Origin of the sequence: Tahibacter sp., from assembly GCF_032229445.1 — a bacterium.
GTDB lineage: Bacteria > Pseudomonadota > Gammaproteobacteria > Xanthomonadales > Rhodanobacteraceae > Tahibacter.
The window spans coordinates 1-20,999 of sequence record NZ_JAVTWC010000101.1; the positions used below are offsets into that span (position 1 = coordinate 1).

At 64.9% G+C, this 20,999-nt stretch carries 14 protein-coding genes; 5 read left to right on the forward strand and 9 right to left on the reverse strand.

The window, feature by feature from the left end:
- Nucleotides 1–99 precede the first annotated feature (99 nt).
- The gene (gene tyrS, locus RUU78_RS16995) at nt 100–1,311 is read right to left on the reverse strand and encodes a tyrosine--tRNA ligase (protein ID WP_313918650.1); all 1,212 of its coding nucleotides are present in this window, start codon (nt 1,309–1,311) and stop codon (nt 100–102) included.
- Between the two features lie 336 nt (nt 1,312–1,647).
- Between tyrS and RUU78_RS17000 the strand changes: the two genes are divergently transcribed.
- Both RUU78_RS17000 and RUU78_RS17005 read left to right on the forward strand, forming a co-directional pair.
- A complete protein-coding gene (locus tag RUU78_RS17000) occupies nt 1,648–2,991 on the forward strand; it encodes a peptidoglycan DD-metalloendopeptidase family protein (RefSeq protein WP_313918651.1) in 1,344 nt (447 codons plus the stop codon).
- A 79-nt stretch (nt 2,992–3,070) separates the two neighbouring features.
- Nucleotides 3,071–4,117 carry an anhydro-N-acetylmuramic acid kinase gene (locus tag RUU78_RS17005; protein ID WP_313918652.1) on the forward strand — a complete coding sequence of 349 codons (1,047 nt, stop codon included), beginning with the start codon at nt 3,071–3,073 and terminating at the stop codon, nt 4,115–4,117.
- Here RUU78_RS17005 and RUU78_RS17010 read toward each other — a convergent pair.
- From RUU78_RS17010 to RUU78_RS17040, 7 genes are all read right to left on the reverse strand, one after another.
- Nucleotides 4,102–4,392 carry a hypothetical protein gene (locus tag RUU78_RS17010; RefSeq protein WP_313918653.1) on the reverse strand — a complete coding sequence of 97 codons (291 nt, stop codon included), beginning with the start codon at nt 4,390–4,392 and terminating at the stop codon, nt 4,102–4,104. The two genes, RUU78_RS17005 and RUU78_RS17010, sit on opposite strands and share 16 nt — an antisense overlap.
- Nucleotides 4,393–4,462: 70 nt before the next feature.
- Nucleotides 4,463–5,809: an MFS transporter gene (locus tag RUU78_RS17015; protein WP_313918654.1), complete on the reverse strand. Its 1,347-nt coding sequence runs from the start codon at nt 5,807–5,809 to the stop codon at nt 4,463–4,465.
- Nucleotides 5,806–6,585, reverse strand: coding sequence for an exodeoxyribonuclease III (locus tag RUU78_RS17020; protein ID WP_313918655.1), 780 nt, complete (start codon nt 6,583–6,585; stop codon nt 5,806–5,808). The genes RUU78_RS17015 and RUU78_RS17020 overlap by 4 nt, the downstream gene beginning before the upstream one ends.
- 74 nt (nt 6,586–6,659) lie before the next feature.
- Complete coding sequence (locus tag RUU78_RS17025) at nt 6,660–7,718, reverse strand: efflux RND transporter periplasmic adaptor subunit (RefSeq protein WP_313918656.1); 1,059 nt, start codon at nt 7,716–7,718, stop codon at nt 6,660–6,662.
- A 25-nt stretch (nt 7,719–7,743) separates the two neighbouring features.
- The gene (locus RUU78_RS17030; protein WP_313918657.1) at nt 7,744–10,848 is read right to left on the reverse strand and encodes an efflux RND transporter permease subunit; all 3,105 of its coding nucleotides are present in this window, start codon (nt 10,846–10,848) and stop codon (nt 7,744–7,746) included.
- Between the two features lie 935 nt (nt 10,849–11,783).
- On the reverse strand, nt 11,784–12,581 hold the full coding sequence (locus RUU78_RS17035; RefSeq protein ID WP_313918658.1) for a LytTR family DNA-binding domain-containing protein: 798 nt from the start codon (nt 12,579–12,581) through the stop codon (nt 11,784–11,786).
- Nucleotides 12,578–13,654 (reverse strand): histidine kinase, encoded by a 1,077-nt coding sequence (locus RUU78_RS17040; RefSeq protein WP_313918659.1) that lies wholly within the window; start codon nt 13,652–13,654, stop codon nt 12,578–12,580. Before RUU78_RS17040 ends, RUU78_RS17035 begins: the two co-directional genes overlap by 4 nt.
- A 128-nt stretch (nt 13,655–13,782) precedes the next feature.
- Between RUU78_RS17040 and pyrE the strand changes: the two genes are divergently transcribed.
- The 3 genes from pyrE (at nt 13,783) to RUU78_RS17055 (ending at nt 17,899) form a co-directional block, all read left to right on the forward strand.
- Nucleotides 13,783–14,427 carry an orotate phosphoribosyltransferase gene (pyrE, locus tag RUU78_RS17045; protein WP_313918660.1) on the forward strand — a complete coding sequence of 215 codons (645 nt, stop codon included), beginning with the start codon at nt 13,783–13,785 and terminating at the stop codon, nt 14,425–14,427.
- Nucleotides 14,428–14,494: 67 nt separating this feature from the next.
- On the forward strand, nt 14,495–15,148 hold the full coding sequence (locus RUU78_RS17050; RefSeq protein ID WP_313918661.1) for a DUF4124 domain-containing protein: 654 nt from the start codon (nt 14,495–14,497) through the stop codon (nt 15,146–15,148).
- Between the two features lie 246 nt (nt 15,149–15,394).
- Nucleotides 15,395–17,899, forward strand: a complete 2,505-nt coding sequence (locus RUU78_RS17055) for a hypothetical protein (protein ID WP_313918662.1) — start codon at nt 15,395–15,397, stop codon at nt 17,897–17,899.
- 657 nt (nt 17,900–18,556) lie between these two features.
- Here the strand turns inward: RUU78_RS17055 and RUU78_RS17060 are convergent.
- Nucleotides 18,557–20,983 (reverse strand): phosphomannomutase/phosphoglucomutase, encoded by a 2,427-nt coding sequence (locus RUU78_RS17060; protein ID WP_313918663.1) that lies wholly within the window; start codon nt 20,981–20,983, stop codon nt 18,557–18,559.
- Nucleotides 20,984–20,999: the final 16 nt, after the last annotated feature.

Genomic DNA, 20,999 nt, shown 5'->3' on the forward strand with positions numbered 1-20,999 from the left:
CCCGCACAACTCGCCCCCTCTCCTCAACGTCCGTCTCAGCGAAGGGGCGCGAATCCTAACATCGGTTTTCGATTCCGCAAGCCCCCCGCTCACAAGAAATCAGCCCGGGATCAGTCGAACCCGCGCGAAGCCACGCTTGCCGAGCTGAAGCAAATGTTCCGCGCCCACCTCAAATACACGCGAGACGTCTTCCACGACGCTTCCGTCGACGCGCACTGCACGTTCGTTGACCTTGCGCGAGGCCTCCGAATTGCTCGCCGCCAATCCCGCCGCCTTGAGAAGCGCGGATATGCGCATGCCTTCGCCCGGCACAGCTATCTCTTGCAAGGCGAGATCGGCGGGCACTCCGCCGCCCTGAACCACCTCGTTCCAGTGCCTTACCGCTGCGTCGCTGGCTGCCACACCGTGGAACCGTGCCACGAGCTCAACGGCAAGCTGCATCTTGTAGTCGCGAGGGTTCACGCTTCCCGTAGCGACCGCTTCCCGCATGTCTTTGATGTCGGCCAGCGACTTCGCGAACGAAAGCAGTTCGAGGTAGCGCCACATGAGTTCGTCGGACAGCCGCATGATCTTGCCGAAGATCTCGTTCGGTGACTCGTTGATGCCGATGTAGTTACCGAGCGACTTGGACATTTTGTTGACGCCGTCCGTCCCTTCCAGCAAGGGCAGCGTCACTACGATCTGCGCAGCCTGCCCCGCCTCCTCCTGAAGTTGGCGGCCGACCAGGAGGTTGAATTTCTGGTCGGTGCCACCGAGCTCGACGTCGGCCTTCAGCGCCACCGAGTCGTAACCTTGCACCAGCGGATAGAGGAATTCGTGAATCGCTATCGCCTGCTCACCGCGGTAGCGCTTCTGGAAATCGTCGCGTTCGAGCATTCGCGCGACAGTGTGCTTGGCGGCGAGCTTGATCATGTCAGCCGCCGACATCTGGCCGAACCATTCAGAATTGAAGCGAATTTCAGTCTTCTCGCGATCGAGCACTTTGTATACCTGATCGGCATAGGTCTTGGCATTGGCCTCGATGTCGGACCGACTCAGCGGTTTGCGCGTGGCGTTCTTGCCGGTCGGATCGCCGATCATGCCGGTGAAGTCGCCGATCAGAAAAATGACCTGGTGTCCCAGCTCCTGAAATTGGCGCATCTTGTTCAGCAATACGGTGTGGCCAAGGTGCAGATCCGGCGCGGTGGGATCGAAACCAGCCTTGATGCGCAGCGGCCGACCCAGTTTCAGACGCGCTTCCAGATCTTCGCGCTTGATGATTTCTTCCGTCCCGCGACCAATGAGGTCAAGGGCTTCCTGCAACTGGCTCATGCCGACGTTCTCCGCTTGACTGCTGTGTGCGCCCGCGCGCGCTCACGGACGTAAGGCGGTCCAGGCGTCTGCAGGTTGTTTCGAAGGGGGGGTGTGCAGTTAATTATTCGTTAACCAGGCAACCCTGCGCAAACCCGCGCCAATACTGGCGTTGACGGGGTTTGAATCGGTTGGCTATGGTACGGGTCGTTTGATCGGAATGCGACCGTGACCGAAACCCCACCCGCACATCGTTCCAGCCACCGCACGAGCCGCCGCCTGGCTCTGCGCCGCCGCGCACTTCGCAAACATTTCCAATTTTATTCGAAGTGCAAGAATTGGGCGCTGGCGCAGAACGTGTCGGTGTCGCCCATTTCCTGGCGACGCGAACACTGGGTACTCGCCAGCGTCGCAGTTGCACTGACCGTCATCGTCGGCATGGTCATGCCGACCTGGGCCAATGCCATGCGCCGCGACGAAGCGCCCAGCGTAACTACGCTATTGCTCGCGCTGCCCGCATTGAGCGCAGACCAGACCGCGGCCGGAGATCGCGCCCTCGCCGATCTGGCTGCCGCCGGTATGGTTCCGGGCATGGAAAGTGCCGAGTGGAAGGTTGTCATCGTGCGCGCGGGCCAGTCCTTGGCCGACATCTTCCACGAGCAGGGCCTTTCGCCTACCGAGCTGCAGCGTCTGGTCGACGCGAATGTCGACAACGGCGCGTTTCGCCGAATCCATCCCGGCGACGAATTCGCGATCCGCAAATCGACCGAAGGCCGCCTGACGGCGCTTCGCTTCGATCGTGACGACCATACTCGCGTCGTGCTGCGCGTCGATGCGGGCGGCGTCACGAGCGAAATTGCCGAGCGCGCACTGGAGCGTCGCGTCCATGTCGCCCACGGCGTCATCAAGAGCTCGCTGTTCGAAGCCGGCGATGCGGCGGGCATGACGGACTCGATGACGCTGAAGCTGGCCCAGGCTTTCGGTTACGACATCGACTTCGCGCAGGATCTGCGTGTAGGCGACAGCTTCACGGCGATTTACAACGACGTCTATCGCGAAGGCGAGCGCCTGCGCGATGGCGACATCATCGGAGCAACCTTCATCAACGGCGGCCGGCGATTCACCGCATTCCGGTTTGAAGACGCCGACGGTACGGTTTCGTTCTATAGCGAGGACGGCCGGCCGCTGAAGACTTCATTCCTGCGCACGCCGGTCGAATTCACGCGCATCTCCTCGCGTTTCAGCGCCGGCCGTATGCATCCGGTTCTTGGCAGGATGCGCGCGCACAAGGGCGTGGACTACGCCGCCCCGACCGGTACGCCGATCTACGCGGCCGGCGATGCAAAGGTCGAATTCCGCGGGGTCAAGAATGGCTTCGGCAACGTGGTGATTCTGCAGCACGGTGGCCAGTACAGTACGGTGTATGGCCACATGTCGCGGTTTGCTGCGGGACTTTCCGCCGGCCAGCGCGTGCGCCAGGGACAGTTGATCGGCTACGTCGGCTCTACCGGCCTCGCCACTGGCCCACATCTACACTATGAATTCCGGCTCAATGGCCAGCATCGCGATCCACTGAGCGTGACCTTGCCCAAGCCCGAGCCACTGCCCGCTACGGAGCTGGCCAAGTTCAAGCAACTGACCCAGCCGATGCTCGCGCAGCTCAAGCGCTACGAGGATCCGCGTCTGGCGCTGGCGCGCTGAACCGGTGGCCCGGCAAGGGTCCGAGCTTTTTCTCGGTCTGATTTCTGGCACCAGCGCCGACGCCATCGATGTCGCACTGGTGTCATTTGACCCGCAACCGCGCCTGGTCGCGGGACTCGCGGCACCGTATCCGCCAGCGCTGCGCCCGCGCGTCTTGGCGCTGGCGCGGGAGAGAGCCGAGATCAACCTCGACGAACTCGGCTCGCTTGACACCGAACTCGGTCATGCGTTCGCCGATGCCGCACAGGCGCTGCTGGAACGCGAGCAGATTCCGCCTGACGCCATTCACGCGCTTGGCTCGCATGGCCAGACGGTGCGGCACAAACCCATGCTTGCTGCGCCATATACGCTGCAGCTCGGCGATCCGAATGTCATTGCCGAACGGACCGGGATCACGACGGTCGGCGACTTCCGCCGCCGCGATATCGCCGCGGGTGGACAGGCGGCGCCCTTGGTGCCGGGCCTGCATGCGGCCCTGCTCAGCGATCCCGAACAGAATCGCGTCGTGCTCAATCTTGGCGGCATTGCCAACATCACCGTGCTGCCACGCGATCCGACAGCGCCTCTGACTGGCTTTGATACCGGTCCGGCCAACTGCCTCATGGACGGCTGGTCACTGCAGCAGCGCGGTGTGGGATGCGACGTCGGCGGCGAATGGGCGGCCCAGGGCTGCATCGACGAAAGTCTGCTCGAGCAGATGCTCGACGAGCCCTATTTCCACCAGTCCGGCCCCAAGAGCAGCGGCCGCGAGGTGTTCAATCTGGACTGGCTCAAGCGGCAACTCGGCGAACGCAAGGTCGTTGCGGTCGATGTGCAGGCGACGTTACTCGCCCTGTCGGCACGCAGCGTCGCCGCTGCGATCCGTCGCGATGCGCCTGAGGCCCAGCAGGTCCTCGTCTGCGGCGGCGGCGTACACAACGGCAGCCTGATGCGAGCGCTGGCCGAGGCACTGACGCCGCTACGCGTCAGCAGCACGGCCAGCTGCGGTATCGATCCGGACTATGTGGAAGCCATGGCATTCGCTTGGCTCGCGCGGCAGCGCCTGCTGGGTTTGCCGGGCAATCGCGCGGACGTCACGGGCGCGCGCGGGCCGCGTGTGCTCGGAGCAATCTACTTCGGCGCTTGATTCGTCAGCGGATCGTCACTGAACAGCGGTTTGCCGGCGACTCGCTCGAAGGCCTCGACCGCAGCGCGAAAGGCCGCGGCTTCGGTAGATTCCCAAGTACCCGACAGCATCGCGATGTCATGCAGCTCGCGTCGCGTGTCATCCGTCACCAAGCCTGCGCCACGACGCAGCGCAAACAGAATTGCCTCGTTGATCGACCACTGGTGCTCGCGCGCGATGTCCTTGATGCGATCGGCCAGGACGTCGTCAATATGGCGTACAAGAATGTCTGGCACTGCTTCCCCGCCGTTTCGTTGTCGGATTCGGCCCCTGTCCGGCGGATTGTCGCAGCAAGCGCCGTCAATTTCAGCCTGCCCGCGGCGGCGGCTCCATGTGAGGTCGCAGCCGCCAGTACAACCACAGCGTCGGAATGATGGACGCGGCGCTCAGCGCGAAGAACGTTTCGTAGCCGAATGCCTCGACGAAGAACCCAGAAACTCCCCCGAGCAGCTTACCCGGCATGTTGGACAACGACGCGAGCAACGCGTATTGGGTCGCGCTGAAGCGTACGTCCGCGAGACCGGACATGAACGCCACGAGCACACTGCCGGCGAAGCCCTGGCAGAAATTGTCCGCAGAGATCGCCGCGATGAAGCTCCAGTTCTGGCCGGGATAGGCAGCCATCAGCAGGAAGGCCAGGTTCGACAGCGCCACGCCGAGTGCGGCGATCAGCAGCGAACGGCGAACGCCGAGAATCGTGACGCCGATACCTCCGAGCAGCGCGCCGGCAAAGCCAAGCCAGACGCCGTAGACCTTCGATACCGTCGCGATCTGGCTCTTGGTGAATCCCAGGTCCAGGTAGAACGGGCCGGCCATGACGCCGATGATCTGGTCAGGAAGCTTGTACAGCCCCACGAACAGCAGCAGCGTCAATGCCAGTTCGATACCGTTGCGGCGGAAGAACTCGATGATGGGGCGGAAGTATTCAGTCAGTGCGACACGCATCGCCGTAACCGCACCGCGCCCGCGCATGTTCGTCGGCGGCACGGCAGCTGCATCGAACCGCACTTCGGCCATCGCCGACGGTTCCGGCGAATACAGGGTCATGAGCGCCGGCAACAACATCAGCCCGGCCAGGATCAGATAGGTCGCCGGCCAGTCGATCAGGTCGGCCGAATACAATGCACCAGCACCGGCCAGCACCAGCCCGATCCGATAGCCCAGCGAGTACGTCGAGATCAACGCGCCCTGGTCTTCTTTCGGCGCGATCTCGATACGGTAGGCGTCGACGACGCAATCCTGGGTGGCTCCCGAGAATGTAGTTAGTGTCAACGCGACCAGAAACAGCACCAGATTGCCGTCGGGTCCTATCAATGCCATCGCCACAAGGCCGGCGGCGACGCCCAACTGGGCCAGGAGCAACCATCCGCGGCGTCGGCCGAGACGCGCCAGCATCGGCGGCGACCATCGGTCGAGCAATGGCGCCCAGACGAACTTCAGCACGTAGAGCAAAGAGATCCAGCTCACGAGCCCGATGTTGCCCAGGCTCATGCCCTGTTCGCGAAACCAATAGCCCAGAGTGACGCCGAGCAGCAGAAACGGCAGCCCCGAGCCGAAGCCGAACAGGCACATCGTCCATGCCGATGGCTGCGCGAAGGCCCGGCGGAAACGTCGCAGCGCCGACTCGGGCACGGCGGCTGCGGCGACGTTCACGAAGCGTCCGCAGCGTAGTCCACGGTATACGGCGCGTGGTCGGAGAAGCGCGGATCGCGCAGGATCTCGCAGCTCTTGAGCCGTGCCTTCAGCGACGGCGTGATGACCTGGTAGTCGATGCGCCATCCCACGTTGTTGGCCCGCGCCTGACCGCGGTTGGACCACCAGGTGTAGTCCTCGGCATCAGGCTTGAGGCAGCGGTAGCTGTCGACCCAGCCGCGTTCCAGGAAAAGCCTGTCGAGCCACGCGCGTTCCTCGGGCAAGCAGCCCGAGGTCTTCTGATTGGACGACCAGTTGCGGATGTCCTTGCGCGTGTGGACGATGTTCCAATCGCCACAAATGACATAATCGCGGCCGCTCGCGAGCCATGCGTCGAACACAGGCGTGATCCAGTCGATGCACTTGAACTTGAACGCTTGGCGTTCGTCGCCCGAAGAGCCGGAGGGAAAATACATCGACACCACGCTCAAGTTGCCGTAGCGCGCCTCGATATAGCGGCCTTCCTCGTCGAAATCGCTCCAGCCCAGCGTGGTACGCACTTCGTCGGGCTCCTGGCGCGAATAGATCGCCACGCCGCTATAGCCTTTCTTGCTGGTCGCGTCGCGGTAGTAGCTGTGGAACCCTTTCGGCCGGAACAGCGCGTCGGTCAGCTGGTGCTCCTGGGCCTTGGTTTCCTGCAGGCAGACAATGTCGGCCTTGTGCTGGCCCAGCCAGTCGTAGAACCCTTTGGTCGCCGCCGACCGGATGCCGTTGGCGTTGAAACTGACGATGCGCATTGCTCACTCCGCACGGGCGAAGTGGGCAATGTAGCGGCGCACGCGGGTCGCGCCAAGCGGCGCGGCGCCAACGCTTAACCTTCGACGACGCGCACCGCCTGGCCAGGACTCAGGCGCTCCGCTCCGCGCACCACGACCTTGTCGCCAGCGCTCAGCTCGCCCGTCACCTCGACCAGCGTGTCGCGCGCAGCACCCGCGCGCACCTCGACCTGCTCGGCCGTGTTGTCGGCTTTGACCCGCACCACGTAGGTATGTGCCTCGCGCAGCACCAGCGCGTCGCGTGGCACGGTCAGCGCGGTGGCGCCGGCACCCTCGGGCAGCGCGACTTCGACTGCGGTGCCCACGAGCGCAAAGTCCTCCGGCAGCGACACGCGCAGTTCGAACTGACGCGAACGCTCGTCGCCGACCGGCACGACCGCGCGCACCGTCACCGGCTGGATCGCACCATGCAGGCGCACCTGGATTTCCTGTCCGGCCTTGACTTGCGGCGCGAGCGCGAGCGGTGCCTGCACGCGAGCCTCGAGCCGGCCGGTGTCGACGAGGTGCGCGACCGCAGCGCCCGTCTGCAGGTATTCGCCGCGCTGCACGAAGCGTTCGCTGACCACGCCACTGAACGGCGCGCGGATGTCGGTTTCCGCGATGTCATGCTCGATGCCGCGACGTTCCGCGTCAGTGCGTGCAAGCTCCTGGATCGCGCCTTCAAGAGTCGCGCGGGCTTCGTCGAGCTGGGTCTGTGCGACGGCGTTGCCCGGCGCGAGTTTGTCCAGCCGCGACATCTGCGTCTGCGCGAGATCGCGTTGCGCCTTGGCGCGGCCGGCGGTGGCGCGGGCCTGTTCCAGGCGCAGACGCAGCGACACGTCGTCGAGCTTGGCCAGACGCTCGCCTTTCTTCACCACGCTGCCGACTTCCGCGATCTCGATCACACGGCCAGCGGCCACGCCAGCGATGCGCGCGTCGTCGCGACTGACCACACTGCCCGGTACCCAGCGCGTGGGTGCGAGCTTCATGGAAGTTGCTTCGGCCACGGACACGGCGGCAGCCCGTGCGGCGGGCGGCGTCTCCGCCGCCGTGGTCAGCGTCGTCGGCGCGGCGACCATCACGGTCAGCAGCAGGCACAGCGGAAATACTTTCATCGATCTTCTCCCGTACAACATTGCTTCAGGCCGCGCGCGGATAACCGGAGTCGCGCGCCACCGCATGACTTTCCGTTGCGTCCTTGGGCTGGCGGCGCCACTGGCTCAAGCGCATGAGGCTGGGCATCAGCAGCAGCGAGAACACGAGGGCGACGACGACGCCACCGACATTGACCGCCGCAAGCCCGCGGTAGATGACGCTGCCCGGTCCGGGGTTCACCGCCATCGGTAGCGCACCGAGCGCGCCGGTCATGGTCGAGGCGACAATCGCGCGCAGGCGCTGGTTGAGCCCCATGCGGATCGCGTCATCGAGGGTGTGGCCGTTGTTCTGCGCCTCGCGCGTCAGGTCCACGAGCAGGATGGCGTGGTTAACGATCACGCCGATCATCATGACGAACCCGATCATCGACAGCAGGTCGAGCGGCTGAAACGCGAACAGCCCGAGCACGTGCAGCCCGACCATGCCGCCTATCAGCGCCAGCGGCACGGTCAGCATCACGATGACCGCGTCGCGCAGGGACTTGAACAACGCCGCCATGATGAGAAGCAGCACCAGCAAGGCGAGCGCAAAGTTCTTCGTCATCGTGCCGACGATCTGATCAAGGCGATCGGCGCTGCCGGCCATCAGAATGGTGCCGTCGGGCGGCAGCGCCTCACGCAGCTTCGGCACGACTTCACGATTCAACGTCGCGAGCGCGTCTTCCAGCGACACGTTGGCCGGCGGATCGACGCTGAGGCTGATCGTGCGCCGATGATCGAGGCGCCGTATCACGGTCGGTCCCATCGTGGTGTCGAGGCTGACCAGGTCGCCCAAAGGGACGACCTGACCGGACGGCGTGACCAGCGGCGCTTCGGCCAGTTGCTCCGGCGTCTGTCCGGCGCTCGCGCGCAGGATGATCGGCACACGCGTTTCGCCGTTGAAGTATTCGCCGAGCCACGCGCCATCGCCGAGCGCACGCACCACGGTGCCGACCGAGCTGCGGTCCCAGCCTGCTTCGGCGATACGCCGGTCGTTGGGGATCGCGTGCAGTTCGGTCTGGACGGAATCGGTGTTGGGGAACGCTTGCACATTGGCGCCGGGAAAGGTCTTCTCGAGCAGTTGGCGCCCCTGTTCCGCGGCGCGCTCCAGCGCCTTCGCGTCGTCGCTCTGCAGGTGCATCGCGATCGAGCGCGCCGAGCCGCCGAAGCCGCCGAACAGATCACCCTCTCCAGCGAAGGCGCGGGTATCGGGCAAGCCGACGATGACTTCTTCGCGCACGATCTTTTCGAGCTCGCCGATGCGCGACTCGTCGATCACGCGCGCACCGACCGTGCCGCCGCCAGGCCACATCAGCAGGTAATAGTTCTTGAGCTGCGGCTGCTTCTCGCCGGTCATGTACGGCTGCAGGCGCTCGAGGATCTTGCCGGCGATTTCGCGGTTGACCACCTCGGGGCTCATGCCGGGCGGAAAGCTGAATCCCGCGTCGATCGCTGCGCGCTTGACCGGCGGCAAGTAGTCCAGCCGCGGCAGGAATACCCAGCACAGGATCAGCGGCGCGATCAGCAGGGAGGCTACCCAGCCCAGCTGCTTGGCAGGCGTGTCGGTCCAACGCAGGATGCGTTCGGTCAGCGCCGGCCAGCCATCACCGAAACCGGATGTGAGCTTCTTCGCCTTGAGCCAGCCGCCAGCGGCCGCCGGCAGCACGGTCAGCGCGACAACGATGGAGATCGCGACCGAGATCGAAATGGTCAGCGCGAGGTCGGCAAAGATCTGCCCTTCGACGTCGCGCAGGAACAGGACCGGCAGGAACACCGCGATCGTCGTGACCGTGGACGCAAACAACGCCGGCACGACCTGCTTGGCGCCGGCCAGCGCAGCCTCGATCGGCGTCATGCCGGACTCCTTGAGCCGGATGATGTTGCCCGACACGACAATGGCGCCTTCCACCACCATGCCGACCGCGAACGCGAGTCCAGCCAGCGAGATCACGTTGAGGGTGCGCCCGGTCAGGTGCAACACCACGAAGGTGGCGAGCAGGCAGATCGGAATCGAGGTTGCGATCAACAGCGTTGCGCGGCCGTCGCGCATGAACCACCAGACGCAGATGAGTGCGAGCAGTGCACCGACGATGAGGTTTTCAGTCAGCAGGCCCACGGCGCGATTGATGAACAGACCGGAATCGAAGGACTGTTCGATCGCGAGGCCCTGCGCCTTGAGCGGTCCGTCGCGTAATTCCGCGACGACTTTCTTGACCTCGTTCAGCGTGCCGAGCACGTTCGCACCGCTCTGCCGCAGGATCTGCATGCCGATCGCGGGATTGCCGTTCTGGTAGGCGAAAAAGCGCGGCTCCGGCGGACGCACCTCGATCGTGGCCACGTCGCCGAGCTTGATGGGGCGTCCCTCGCGCCACGCGAGCACGAGTTCGCCAAGCTGGTCGGGCGTGTAGCGGCCGATGAAGCGCAATGTGTATTGGCGCCGGCCGACTTCGACCTGGCCACCCGAGACGTCGGTCGCACTCGCGGCGCGCGCGGCGATGTCAGTGATCGGAATGCCCATGGCCGCGGCCTTCGCCAGATCCACCGTGATGCGCACTTCGTCGGGCGGCCCCGCGTTGACGTTGACACCGGCCACACCGGGCACCGCCTCGATGCGCGGCTTCACCGTCGTATCGATGAACTCGCGGTAGTCGGCGATGGGACCCTTCGTGCCAGGCAGCAACTGCACGAAGAACCAGGTCAGTGACTGATTGGAATCATCCGCGCCGAGCTGCACGACCGGGCGGTCCGCGTCGCGCGGCAGCGGCGGCAGCCGGTTAAGGCGACCGAGCACTTCGACGAGGGCATTCTTCATGTCCGTGCCGATCGCGAAGGTCAGGTTGATGTTGCTGCCGCCCGTGCCGGCGTTGCCGTCGAGTTCTTCCAGTCCCGGCAAACCCTGCAGCACCTGCTCCTGCGGCTCCAGCAATTCTGATTCGACCTCTACCGGCGATGCGGCGCGCCAGCCCGTGTTGATGGAGATCTGCGGCCGCTCGATATCGGGGAACAGCTGCAACGGTAGCTCGCGCAAGCTCAGCAGGCCGAACACACAAACCATCAGCACGGTCACGCCGACCGCTATCGGATTGCGCAGCGATGTTTCGATCAGTTTCATGGATTCCTCCCGCCGCAGACGTCGACGACATCTGCCTTCTGCGCATCAGGTTCACGCTAACGACTCCCGTTGGGATGCGGCGAAGGTCATAGAGGTTGCGTGCGTTGCGACGAAAAGCCATGCGCGCACGCCGGGACGAACTTCCGTGTTGCCGTGCTGCGCGCGAGGCGACCGTTCTCGCGGCAGACAGAAGTCCTGGTCGGCTCGCGCGCAACGGCCACTGCAGGGCAAAGCGGCCTTTCGCGCGCATAGCGGTTGAGGCGGCGAATTCGGCGTGCTGGCCGTCAAGGCCGCTGTATTTCCGCAAAGCCATGCCACGATCGAAGCACGCTTCGCTGCAGACGAGCGCTTCGCGCCTCCGCTTTCGTGCGACCTGTTGCTTAGCCACTACGAGCTGGGCTATGTCCGATTGCCGTCGCGCAGCACGTATGGCCCTGTCGTCGCCGCCCGATCTAGCGGCGCGCGGACGCGGATAGCCTGTCGCTGCACGGGATTGGCACGGTGGCGATCTCGCCCCTCGTCATCGGGTATCGCAACGGCGCGGTGGCTCACACATGTTCCCTGGATCGACCATCCGCCCATCTACGGCGCGGCCGTGTTGTGGATGTTCGCAGTCGCCTATCCGGCCCTGGTCCAGGTGTCCTGCCGGCAGAGCCGATGGCGACCGGCACGCCCGACGAAGTCCGCGATGCCAAAACCAGCATCTGCAGCGCGCCGAACGACACACACTTTCCCACAGCAGAAGCGCGCGTCTCGCATCTGACGGAGCACGACCCGCCATACCGCGAACCGGCCCCGGGCAGTGGCCAGCCTGCGCGCCACAGCGGCTATCACGAGTATCGGGGCTCGGCTTTGATCCACGCGCCGGCCACATCAATCGGCACCGAAAATTGTCGCGCGGGCAGATGCAGTCGGATTCGTACCTGCGCCCGTGCTCAGTGCAGCAGACGTACCTTGTCCTTGTAGCTGCGCGACAGTTTGAGGGTCTGGCCCGACTCCAGCGTGACGAAATACTCGCCGTTGAGGTGGGAACGCAGTTCGCGCACACAGGCCAGGTTGACGATCGTGGAGCGGTGGATGCGCTGAAAGCGGCGCGGATCGAGTCGCTGCTCCATCTCGCGCATGGTCGCGCGGATGACGAAGTTCTCGGCCGCGGTGTGGATGCACAGATAGTCGCCGGCCGCGTCGATCCAACGTATCGCTTCGGGGTCCAGGCGTACGGTGCGGTTGCCGTCGCGGATCGCCAGACGCTGCGGCGTCGCCGGTTCGTCCGGCTCCTGGGCCAGCGCATCGGCCAGGGTCAGATCGTTCTTGCCCGACACACGGGCGAGCAGGCGCAGCAGCTTGTCGCGGTTGTCGCCGGCTTCGCGCTCGCGCATACGCTCCCGCACTGTCTGCACGGCCTGGTCGAGGCGTTGCTCGTCGACCGGCTTGAGCAGGTAGTCGACCGCGCAGGCCGCAAACGCGTCCAGCGCGTACTGGTCATAGGCGGTGACAAAAACCGTCAGTGGCAGCAACTCGGCCGGCAGCGAACGCAGCAGCGCGAAGCCATCCATTTCCGGCATCTGGATGTCCAGAAACATGAGATCAGGCTTGAGCGCGGCGACGGCGAAGCCGGCTTCACGGCCGTTGCCTGCCTGGCCGACGATCTCGACATCCGCGTGAGCGGCCAGACGCAGTTCCAGTCCACGCCGCGCCAGCGGTTCATCATCGACGATCAGGGTGCGGATCACGCTTCGCTCCGGGTTTCGAAAGGCAGTTTGAGGGCAACCTCGACGCCGCCGCCCTCAGCATCACCGCGTGCGCGTACGTCGACGCTCTGTCGTGTGCCATACAGAACCTTGAGGCGTTCGCGCGTATTGGCCAATCCGACACCATTGCCGTTGCCACCACAACCGTCGGGCAGGCCCGGACCGTCGTCCTCGACGCGGATCAGCAGGGATCCGTCGACGACCTGAGCGCGCACCGCGATGGTGCCGCCTTCGATGCGCCGGCTTATCGCGTACTTGATGCAGTTCTCGATCAGCGGCTGCAGCACGAGGCTGGGCACGAGCGCGCGGCGTGCCTCCGCGCTCACGTCGACGACGATGCGCAACCGCTCGCCGAAACGCAGCTGCTCGATGCCGAGATAGCGGGTCAGCGCTTCGAGTTCCTCATCGAGGCTGACGCGCTGCATCGGATCGGAATCGAGCGAATGGCGCAGGAATGCCGACAGGCCCGTGACCATGCGGTTGGCAGTCGCGTTCTGGTTGTCCAGCACCAGGGTCGAGATCGCGTTCAAGGTGTTGAACAGGAAATGCGGGTTGAGCTGGTAGCGCAACATCTTGAGCTGCGCCTCATGTGCGGTCGCGTTGGCGCGCAGCACGCTTTCGCGCTCGTGGGCGATTTCGCGGCTGAACTTGATGCCGAAATACAGACCGCTCCAGGACAGCATCACGTAGAGCGCCGAGCCGAAATAGCCGATGTAGCCGAGCAGGCTTTCAGGCCGGCATTCAAAGCACCAGCGGAAGACCGCTTCGGCATAGGTCGTCGAATACACCGCCGTGGCCAGCACCAGCAGCAGGCAGGCCGCGCTGATCATGCGCGCGGTCGACAACCGCCAGATCGCGCGGAAGCCCAATCTCAGCAGGCTGGTGACGCCGAAGCCGATCGCCGTCGCCGCGGCCGAAACCCAGAAGTAGTTCCAGGGCTTGCCGTGGCCGATGGCGGCCAGATAGTTCAGGCTGAAATAGCCGAGCCAGCCCGCGCACTGCAGCACCCAGAACTGCCGCGACGGCGAGGCGAAGAAACGTTTCAGGCTGGCCATATGCGGATGCGGCACCATAGAGCCCCATGCTAGGGCGCAGACGCGCTAGCAGAGCGCATTTCGGCGCACGCTGGCAACCGCTGGGCGCGCCGGCTTGCCTACAATCGGGATTTCCCCCGGAGACCCGCATGCGCGCGCATCAACGCGACTTTCTCGACCTGGCGCTGCACAAGCAGGTGCTGCGCTTCGGCGAGTTCACCCTCAAGTCCGGCCGCACCAGCCCTTACTTCTTCAACGCCGGCCTGATCGACAGCGGCGCGGCACTCGCCCGGCTCGGCCGCGCCTATGCCGCCACCACCGTCGAATCGGGTCTCGGCTTCGACATGCTGTTCGGGCCGGCCTACAAGGGCATCGCATTGGCCGCATCGACAGCCATCGCGCTGGCTGCCGGCCACGGTCGCGATCTGCCGTTCGCGTTCAACCGCAAGGAGGCCAAGACCCATGGCGAAGGCGGCAACCTGATCGGCGCTCCGCTCAAAGGTCGCGTACTCATCGTGGATGACGTGATCACGGCCGGCACGGCGATCCGGGAGTCCCTGCAGATAATCCGAGACCAGGGTGCGCAGGCCGCTGGCGTGTTGATTGCATTGGATCGTCAGGAACGCGGACAGGGTTCGCTGTCGGCAGCACAGGAAGTGACCGCCGAGTTCGGCGTGCCCGTCCTCGCGATTGCCCGGCTCGACGATCTTCTGACCCTGACGTCCGAACGCCCCGAGCTCGCCGAGCAGCAGCCCCGCCTGCAGGACTATCGCCAGCGCTACGGCGTGACCTGAGCCGTGGCGGGACGCACACCGGGCGTTGCGGACGCGACCTATACTGGCCACCGAGGAGAGGAACCCCATGATGCAGTCCGTACTACGCACGACAGCGATCGCGCTGCTGCTCGCCACCGTCTGCGCTTCCGCTGCGGGACCGGGCAACGATGTCCGCCTGCGCTACAAATGGCGCGACGAGGCCGGCAATCTCCACTACGCCGATTCGGTCCCCCCGGAGGCGACGCGTCTGGGCTATGAAGTCGTGAACCAGCAAGGCGTCGTCGTTCGCCGTGTCGAGCGCGCCAAGACCGCCGCCGAGCTCGCCGCCACCAAGGCGGCCGCCGAAAAGCTCGCCGAGGAAAAGCGCAAGGCCGACGATGCCGCGCGCAACGACGCCCAGATGCTCGCGGCCTATCCGAGCGAGGAAGACCTGCGCAAGTCGCTGCAGGCGCAGATCGACCTGATCACGCAGAACATCCAGGCGACCGAAGTCGGTATAGCGAGCCAGGAAAAGAGCCTGGCCGAACGTCTGGTGCACGCGGCCGAACAGGAGCGCAACGGTAAGCCCGTCCCGGCACCGGTGCAAAAGCAGATCGATACGCTGCGCACCGGACTCACAGACCAGAAGGCCTTCCTCGAACGCCGCACCGCCGATCGCGCTGCCATGGAAAAACAGCTCGTCGCGGACCTGGAGAAATACCGTGTGCTCAAACAGCGGCAGGAAGAGGCGCGGAAATAGCGGAGCACTCGCGCCGTACCGGAGCCAGCGCTGGCGTTCGCCGCGTCCATGCTTCGGCTGCTTACCCCGTCGGACGCAGATACGCTCGACTGGACCGCGTGGTGATCACGTTCGCGCCGGAATCGCGTTAAGCATGGATGGACGCCATTCAATTCCGGAGAATCCAGTTTGAATACCAACTCGCCAGGCACGCGTGTTGCCCGTACATCCGCCGCAACGTTGTTGCTAACGTTTGGGTTGCCGGCCATGGCAGCGATTCCCGGCATCGAACTCGTTGACCGCACAACGATTTCCGCCTACATCGACAGCAATGACGATTCGATTGGCCCGCTGGCGACTTCCGCCGGCGGCCGCTTCACACTGTTCGCCTCCGCGGCCACCAATCTGGTCAGCGACGACACCAATGGCGTCTCTGACATATTCGTGCACGACGCGAGCGATGATTCGCTGGAACGCGTCAGTGTCGCAAGCGACGGCAGCGAAGCGAACGCCGCCTCGGGTCCTTTCCCGATCTTCACCCAACGCGGCGGCATTTCCAGCGACGGCCGCTACGTCGTTTTCCAGAGCCAGGCCACGGATCTCGTCGCCGAGCCGACCGGCGGACAATCGCAGGTATACCGCCGCGACCGTATCGCCGGCACTACCACACTCATCAGCCGCGGCACCGACGGCCTTCCGGCCGCTGAGCACGTCTTCCTGGGCGCGTCGACACCGGATGGCCGCTACACGGTTTTCGCCACATCGGCAGGCAACTTCCCGAACTCCGACAACCACAGGCAGGTATACCGCTACGACGCGAACGACAGCAGCCTCATTCGCGTCACCGTGAGCTTCGACGGCCAGCCGACCTACGCCACGGAGGACAACATGGAAATCTCCGACGACGGCCGCTTCGTGCTGTTTTCGTCCTTCGCCGACAACGTTCTGCCGGGCGGAGCCCCTCTTACCTATGACCTGTTCCTGCGCGACCTGCAAGCCGGCACGACGCAGCAGGTCACGGTCACTGACGCCGGTGCACCGGCAGTTCCGCCGTTTTTTCAGCCCGATTTTCCGTCCAGCATCGGCCTGCTCAGTGGCGACGGTCGCTACACGGTGTTCACTACCAACGCATTGCTGAGCGCCGCGGACACGGACGTGCGTGACGATGTGTATCGGTTCGACCGGCTCAGCGGCACAACCACGCTGATCAGCACCGAGGTCGGTGGCGTCACGCCGCTGGGCATCAACCGCGCGCCGTCCGTTTCGGCAGACGGCAGTCGCATACTTTTTGCGTCCCTGCCGCTCAACGGGTCGGATCCCTCGGCGCTGTTCATTCGCGATATGGCCGCCGGTACGCTGGCGTCTCTCGCGGTCCCGCCGGCACGCTTTTCTCTCGACGCCAACCTCGTGCTGGCGCGAGACGGCTCAGAGGTCTTTATCAATGCGCGCGACCTGCCGCCGCGCAACGGCTTCCGGCACATCCACCGGTTCGACATCGGCTCCGGACTACTGACGCGGCTTAGCCGCGCCGGCGCGTTCTCCGTCGGCCCCTATGCGAACGGCCCCGCCGAGGCCATGGCAGCACCCTCGCCGAGCGCCGACGGTACCCTCGTCGCGTTCGCGTCGGAAGCCGGCAATCTCGTGACCGGCGACACCAATGGGGTCAGCGATATTTTCGTGCGTGACCGGTCCGGCGCGACGACCGAGCGGATCAGCCTTCGCGCGAACGGAACGGAAAGTCCCTGCGCGAGCGCAAGTGCGACACTGACGCCAGACGCGCGCTACGTCGTCTTCGCGAGCTGCGGCGCACTGGCTGCGCCAGCGAGCGGCGAGCAAAGTGAGGTCTACCGCTATGACCGCACCCTCGGGACCATGGCACTCGTCAGCATCGGCATGACGGGCAGCCGCGCCGAAGGAGCGAGCTTCGAACCCCACGTTTCGTCGGACGGGCGCTACGTCGCGTTCGGCTCCTGCGCGAGCAACCTCGTACCGCCCGCAGGCGGCAATGCCTGCCAGATCTATCTGCGCGACATGGACGCCGGAACCACCGTGCTGGTCAGCCGTTCGAGTGCAGGCACGCCCGCATCGACGGGTTTCAATGCCGACGCTTTCGTTTCCGGCGACGGCCGTTTCATCGGCTATACGAGCGCCGCGCCAAACCTCGTGGCCAACGACACCAACGGTTCGAGCGATGCCTTCGTGTTCGATCGCGTCATGGCGACGACGGAGCGGATCAGCGTTAGCGCAATCGGCGCGCAGGGCAACAGTTCTTCCAGTTTCCGCGGCTTCGATCAGATTGCGAATCTCGCGGTATTCGAGAGTTTGTCGAGCAATTTCTCGATCGGCGGCGGGATAGAAACGCGGAGCTATCTGCGCAACCGCGGCGCGGCCACGACGACGCTGATAGCAATCCCCGGTGACGAACGGGCAGCCGTGCTCAATCCCACTGTGTCTCTGGATGGACGCTTTGTCGCTTTCATCGGCTATTCCGCCGACAGCGGAGTCAGCGCGGTCGACGACACCAACCAGTACAAGCTGTTCGTGCTGGACCGCAACGACGGCAGCTATCGCGCACTGACGTGGTTCACGCAGGCCACGCAGGTATCGGAAGCAAAGCCGGCGACGCGCGAACCCAGGCTGTCGGCGGACGGGCGTTCGATTGCGTTCGTCTCCGCGCGCGCCGACCTGACCAGCGACGACGGCAATGGCGCGTTCTCGAGTATCTTCATCGCGCACCTCGACGATGCGATCTTCAAGAGCGGATTTGAATAGACCATCAGCTTTTCGTGCGGCGTAAGGGCGGCAATTGGTGCAGGGATCTCCGACGACGGCCGCTACGTGCTATTCGCCTCGGAGACACCAGACCTCGTCGCTGGCGACACGAACGCACGCACCGACCTGTTCCTGCGACATGCAATCGCGCCCCACGCAGCGCGTCAGCGTATCCAGCAACGGGAGTCAGCTCGCGGATCCCAGTGGCTGGGACGTCGATTTCTCACTGGGCCGCAGCCCCAACCGGCTCAGCAACAACGGCCGCTACGCCGTGTTCGCCACGCCCGCCCCTGCCGATCCGACCGATACCAATGCACACAGGATATCCATCAGTTCGACCGTATCGCCGGCGCGACGCGGCGAATCAGCCGCAGCGTCGAGCAGCGCATCGTCGGGTTCGTGTCGTGTGCTACGGATCTACTCGCGAGTACGACGACAAACTGACAGGCCTTCGCACGCGACATGTTGCCCGGTGCGACAGCACTGGTCAGTCGCGATGCGGCAGGCCAGCCGGCCGACCGGCTTGTGCACAGCGTGCGCGTCGCTGGATCAGGCCAGTACATCCTCTTCGGGAGCATGGCAACCAACCTCGTTGCGGGCGATACCAACAACCAGTTCGGCGTCTTCGCCCATGGCGCAGCGCCGGCATGGCGCCGATCAGAACGGCAGCTTGAGTCCGGCGTCGAGCGCGAGCAGCTGCTTGCGGAACACGTCCTGGATACGCAGCAGGGTCTGCTCGTTGTCGGCGTCGAAACGCAGCACGAGGACCGGCGTGGTATTGGATGCGCGTACGAGGCCCCAGCCGTCGGGCCAGTCGGCACGTACACCATCGATGGTCGTGACGCGCGCGCCTTCGAAGCTCGCACGCTCGCGGAAGCGCTCGATGAAGCGATAGTGCTCGCCCTCGACCATCTCCACCTTGAGCTCCGGCGTGCTGGTGCCCTTGGGCAGACTGTCGAAGATCTGCTGCGGCTCGCGTCCCTCCACGTCGCCGGCAAGGATTTCCAGCAGACGCGCCGCCGCGTAGATGCCGTCGTCGAAGCCGTACCAGCGCTCCTTGAAGAAGAAGTGGCCGCTCATCTCGCCGGCCAGTTCCGCATCCGTCTCGCGCATCTTGGCTTTGATCAGCGAATGCCCGGTCTTCCACATGACGGGGCTGCCGCCGTGCTTCAGAATTTCGGGCTGCAGCTTGCCGGTGCACTTCACGTCGTAAATGATCGTCGCGCCGGGATTGCGCACGAGCACGTCCTTGGCAAACAGCATGAGCAGGCGGTCCGGGAAGATCACTTCGCCGGTCTTGGTCACGACGCCCAGTCGGTCGCCGTCGCCGTCGAAGGCCAGGCCAAGGTCCGCACCGACCTGCTTCACGGTCAGGATCAGATCGCGCAGGTTCTTGAGGTCCGACGGATCGGGATGATGATTTGGGAACTCGCCATCCACATCGCAGTACAGCGGCATGACTTCGCAGCCTATGCCTTCGAGCACGGCTGGCGCTATCAGCCCCGGCACGCTGTTACCGCAGTCCACGACGACGCGCAGGCGCTGTTCGATCTGGATGTCGCTCGTGACACGTTCGATGTAATCCGCCGCGACATCCATCGACTGCAGGCTGCCGCTGCCGCTCGTGAAGCGGTTTTCTGCAATCCGCGCGTAGAGTGACTGGATCGCCTGCTCGGCCAGCGTTTCGCCACCGAGCACGATCTTGAAGCCGTTGTAGTCGGGCGGGTTATGGCTGCCGGTGACCGAAACACCGGAACCGGTGCGGAGCTGGTACGTCGCGTAATAGACCAGCGGCGTCGGCACCATGCCCAGGTCGATCACGTTCATGCCGGCCTGGCGCAGGCCTTCAATCAGACCGGCCGTCAGGTCCGGGCCCGACAGCCGGCCGTCGCGCCCGACCACGATTTCGCTGAGGCCGCGCTCCACACCTTCGCTGCCGATCGCGCGTCCGAGCTGGCGCGCGATGTCGCGATCGAGCGTCTTGCCGACCACGCCGCGGATGTCGTACGCACGGAAGATGCTGCGGTCGATGGAGAGCTTGGATGCGGGCGCCGCAACCGTCGCGACCGTCCGGGCCCCCGGCACGCTTTTCGGCGCGCGCACGGCGCGCGGTTCGCTTTTCAGCACCTCGGCCATCGTTACGTTGGATTCGACCTCCGTGCTCTTGGTGAGCTTGCCGCGCAATACTGCCATGCCGGCATGCCAGCCAACTTTACGCAGCCAGAGCGAGACGAACACGGCCAGACCGCAGAGCACGGCCAATACCAGGGGCAACCAGGGATTGTCGCCAACGACGATGAAAAGATCCGGCTGCAGTTCCGCAACACGGAATGCCGAGCCAGCTACCGGCAAGCCCAAGTCCGGAACCGAGCCGACGATGCCGCTGCCCACACCAATCAGCACCAGGTCGGTGGTATTGCCGCTGCCTTGACGCAGCTCCAGCCCGCCGTCGCTGAGGGTGGTTTGCAGGAACACATCGAATACGGGCTGCATCGGTACCGCCACCCATGCCACAGCGATGGCTTTCCCGCCGACGCGTACGGTTTCGGCAAAGGTGATCATGCGACCGCTCTTGCCGATGACGACAGACTGCGCCGGCGCCGAGCCGCTTTGCGCCTGGACCAGCTGGGCCGCCTTGGCGTAACCGAACGTGCGCAGGTCGGAACCGAGCACTTCACCGAGTTCGGGACTGAAGAAATACGCCTCGGCCACCTCCGGCAGCGCAGCGCGCAATGCGGCTACTGCTGTCTCGCGCTGCGCCGGATCGCCGCCCAGCAGAGACTGTTGCACCGCAGGCAACTGCAACGCCGCGGCGATTTGCGCACGCCACCCGTCGATGGATTCGCTTACGGCCTGCACCTGGGCCACGCGTTGTCGGGTGAGGTTCGCGCGCGCGGCCTGTTCGCGCCACACCTGCGTGGCCTGCCAGGCGAAGAACAATGCCACCGCTGCAAACACGGTCGACATCGCGGCAGGCAGCAGGCGCCGCCAGTCCAGCGCCGGCAGCGCGAGACGCCGCTTCGCCGGCGCGTCGCCCGACGCACCCGCCGCCATCTTTGCGGCATCGCCCAGCTTTTTCTTCATCCGATGAACTCCCCGC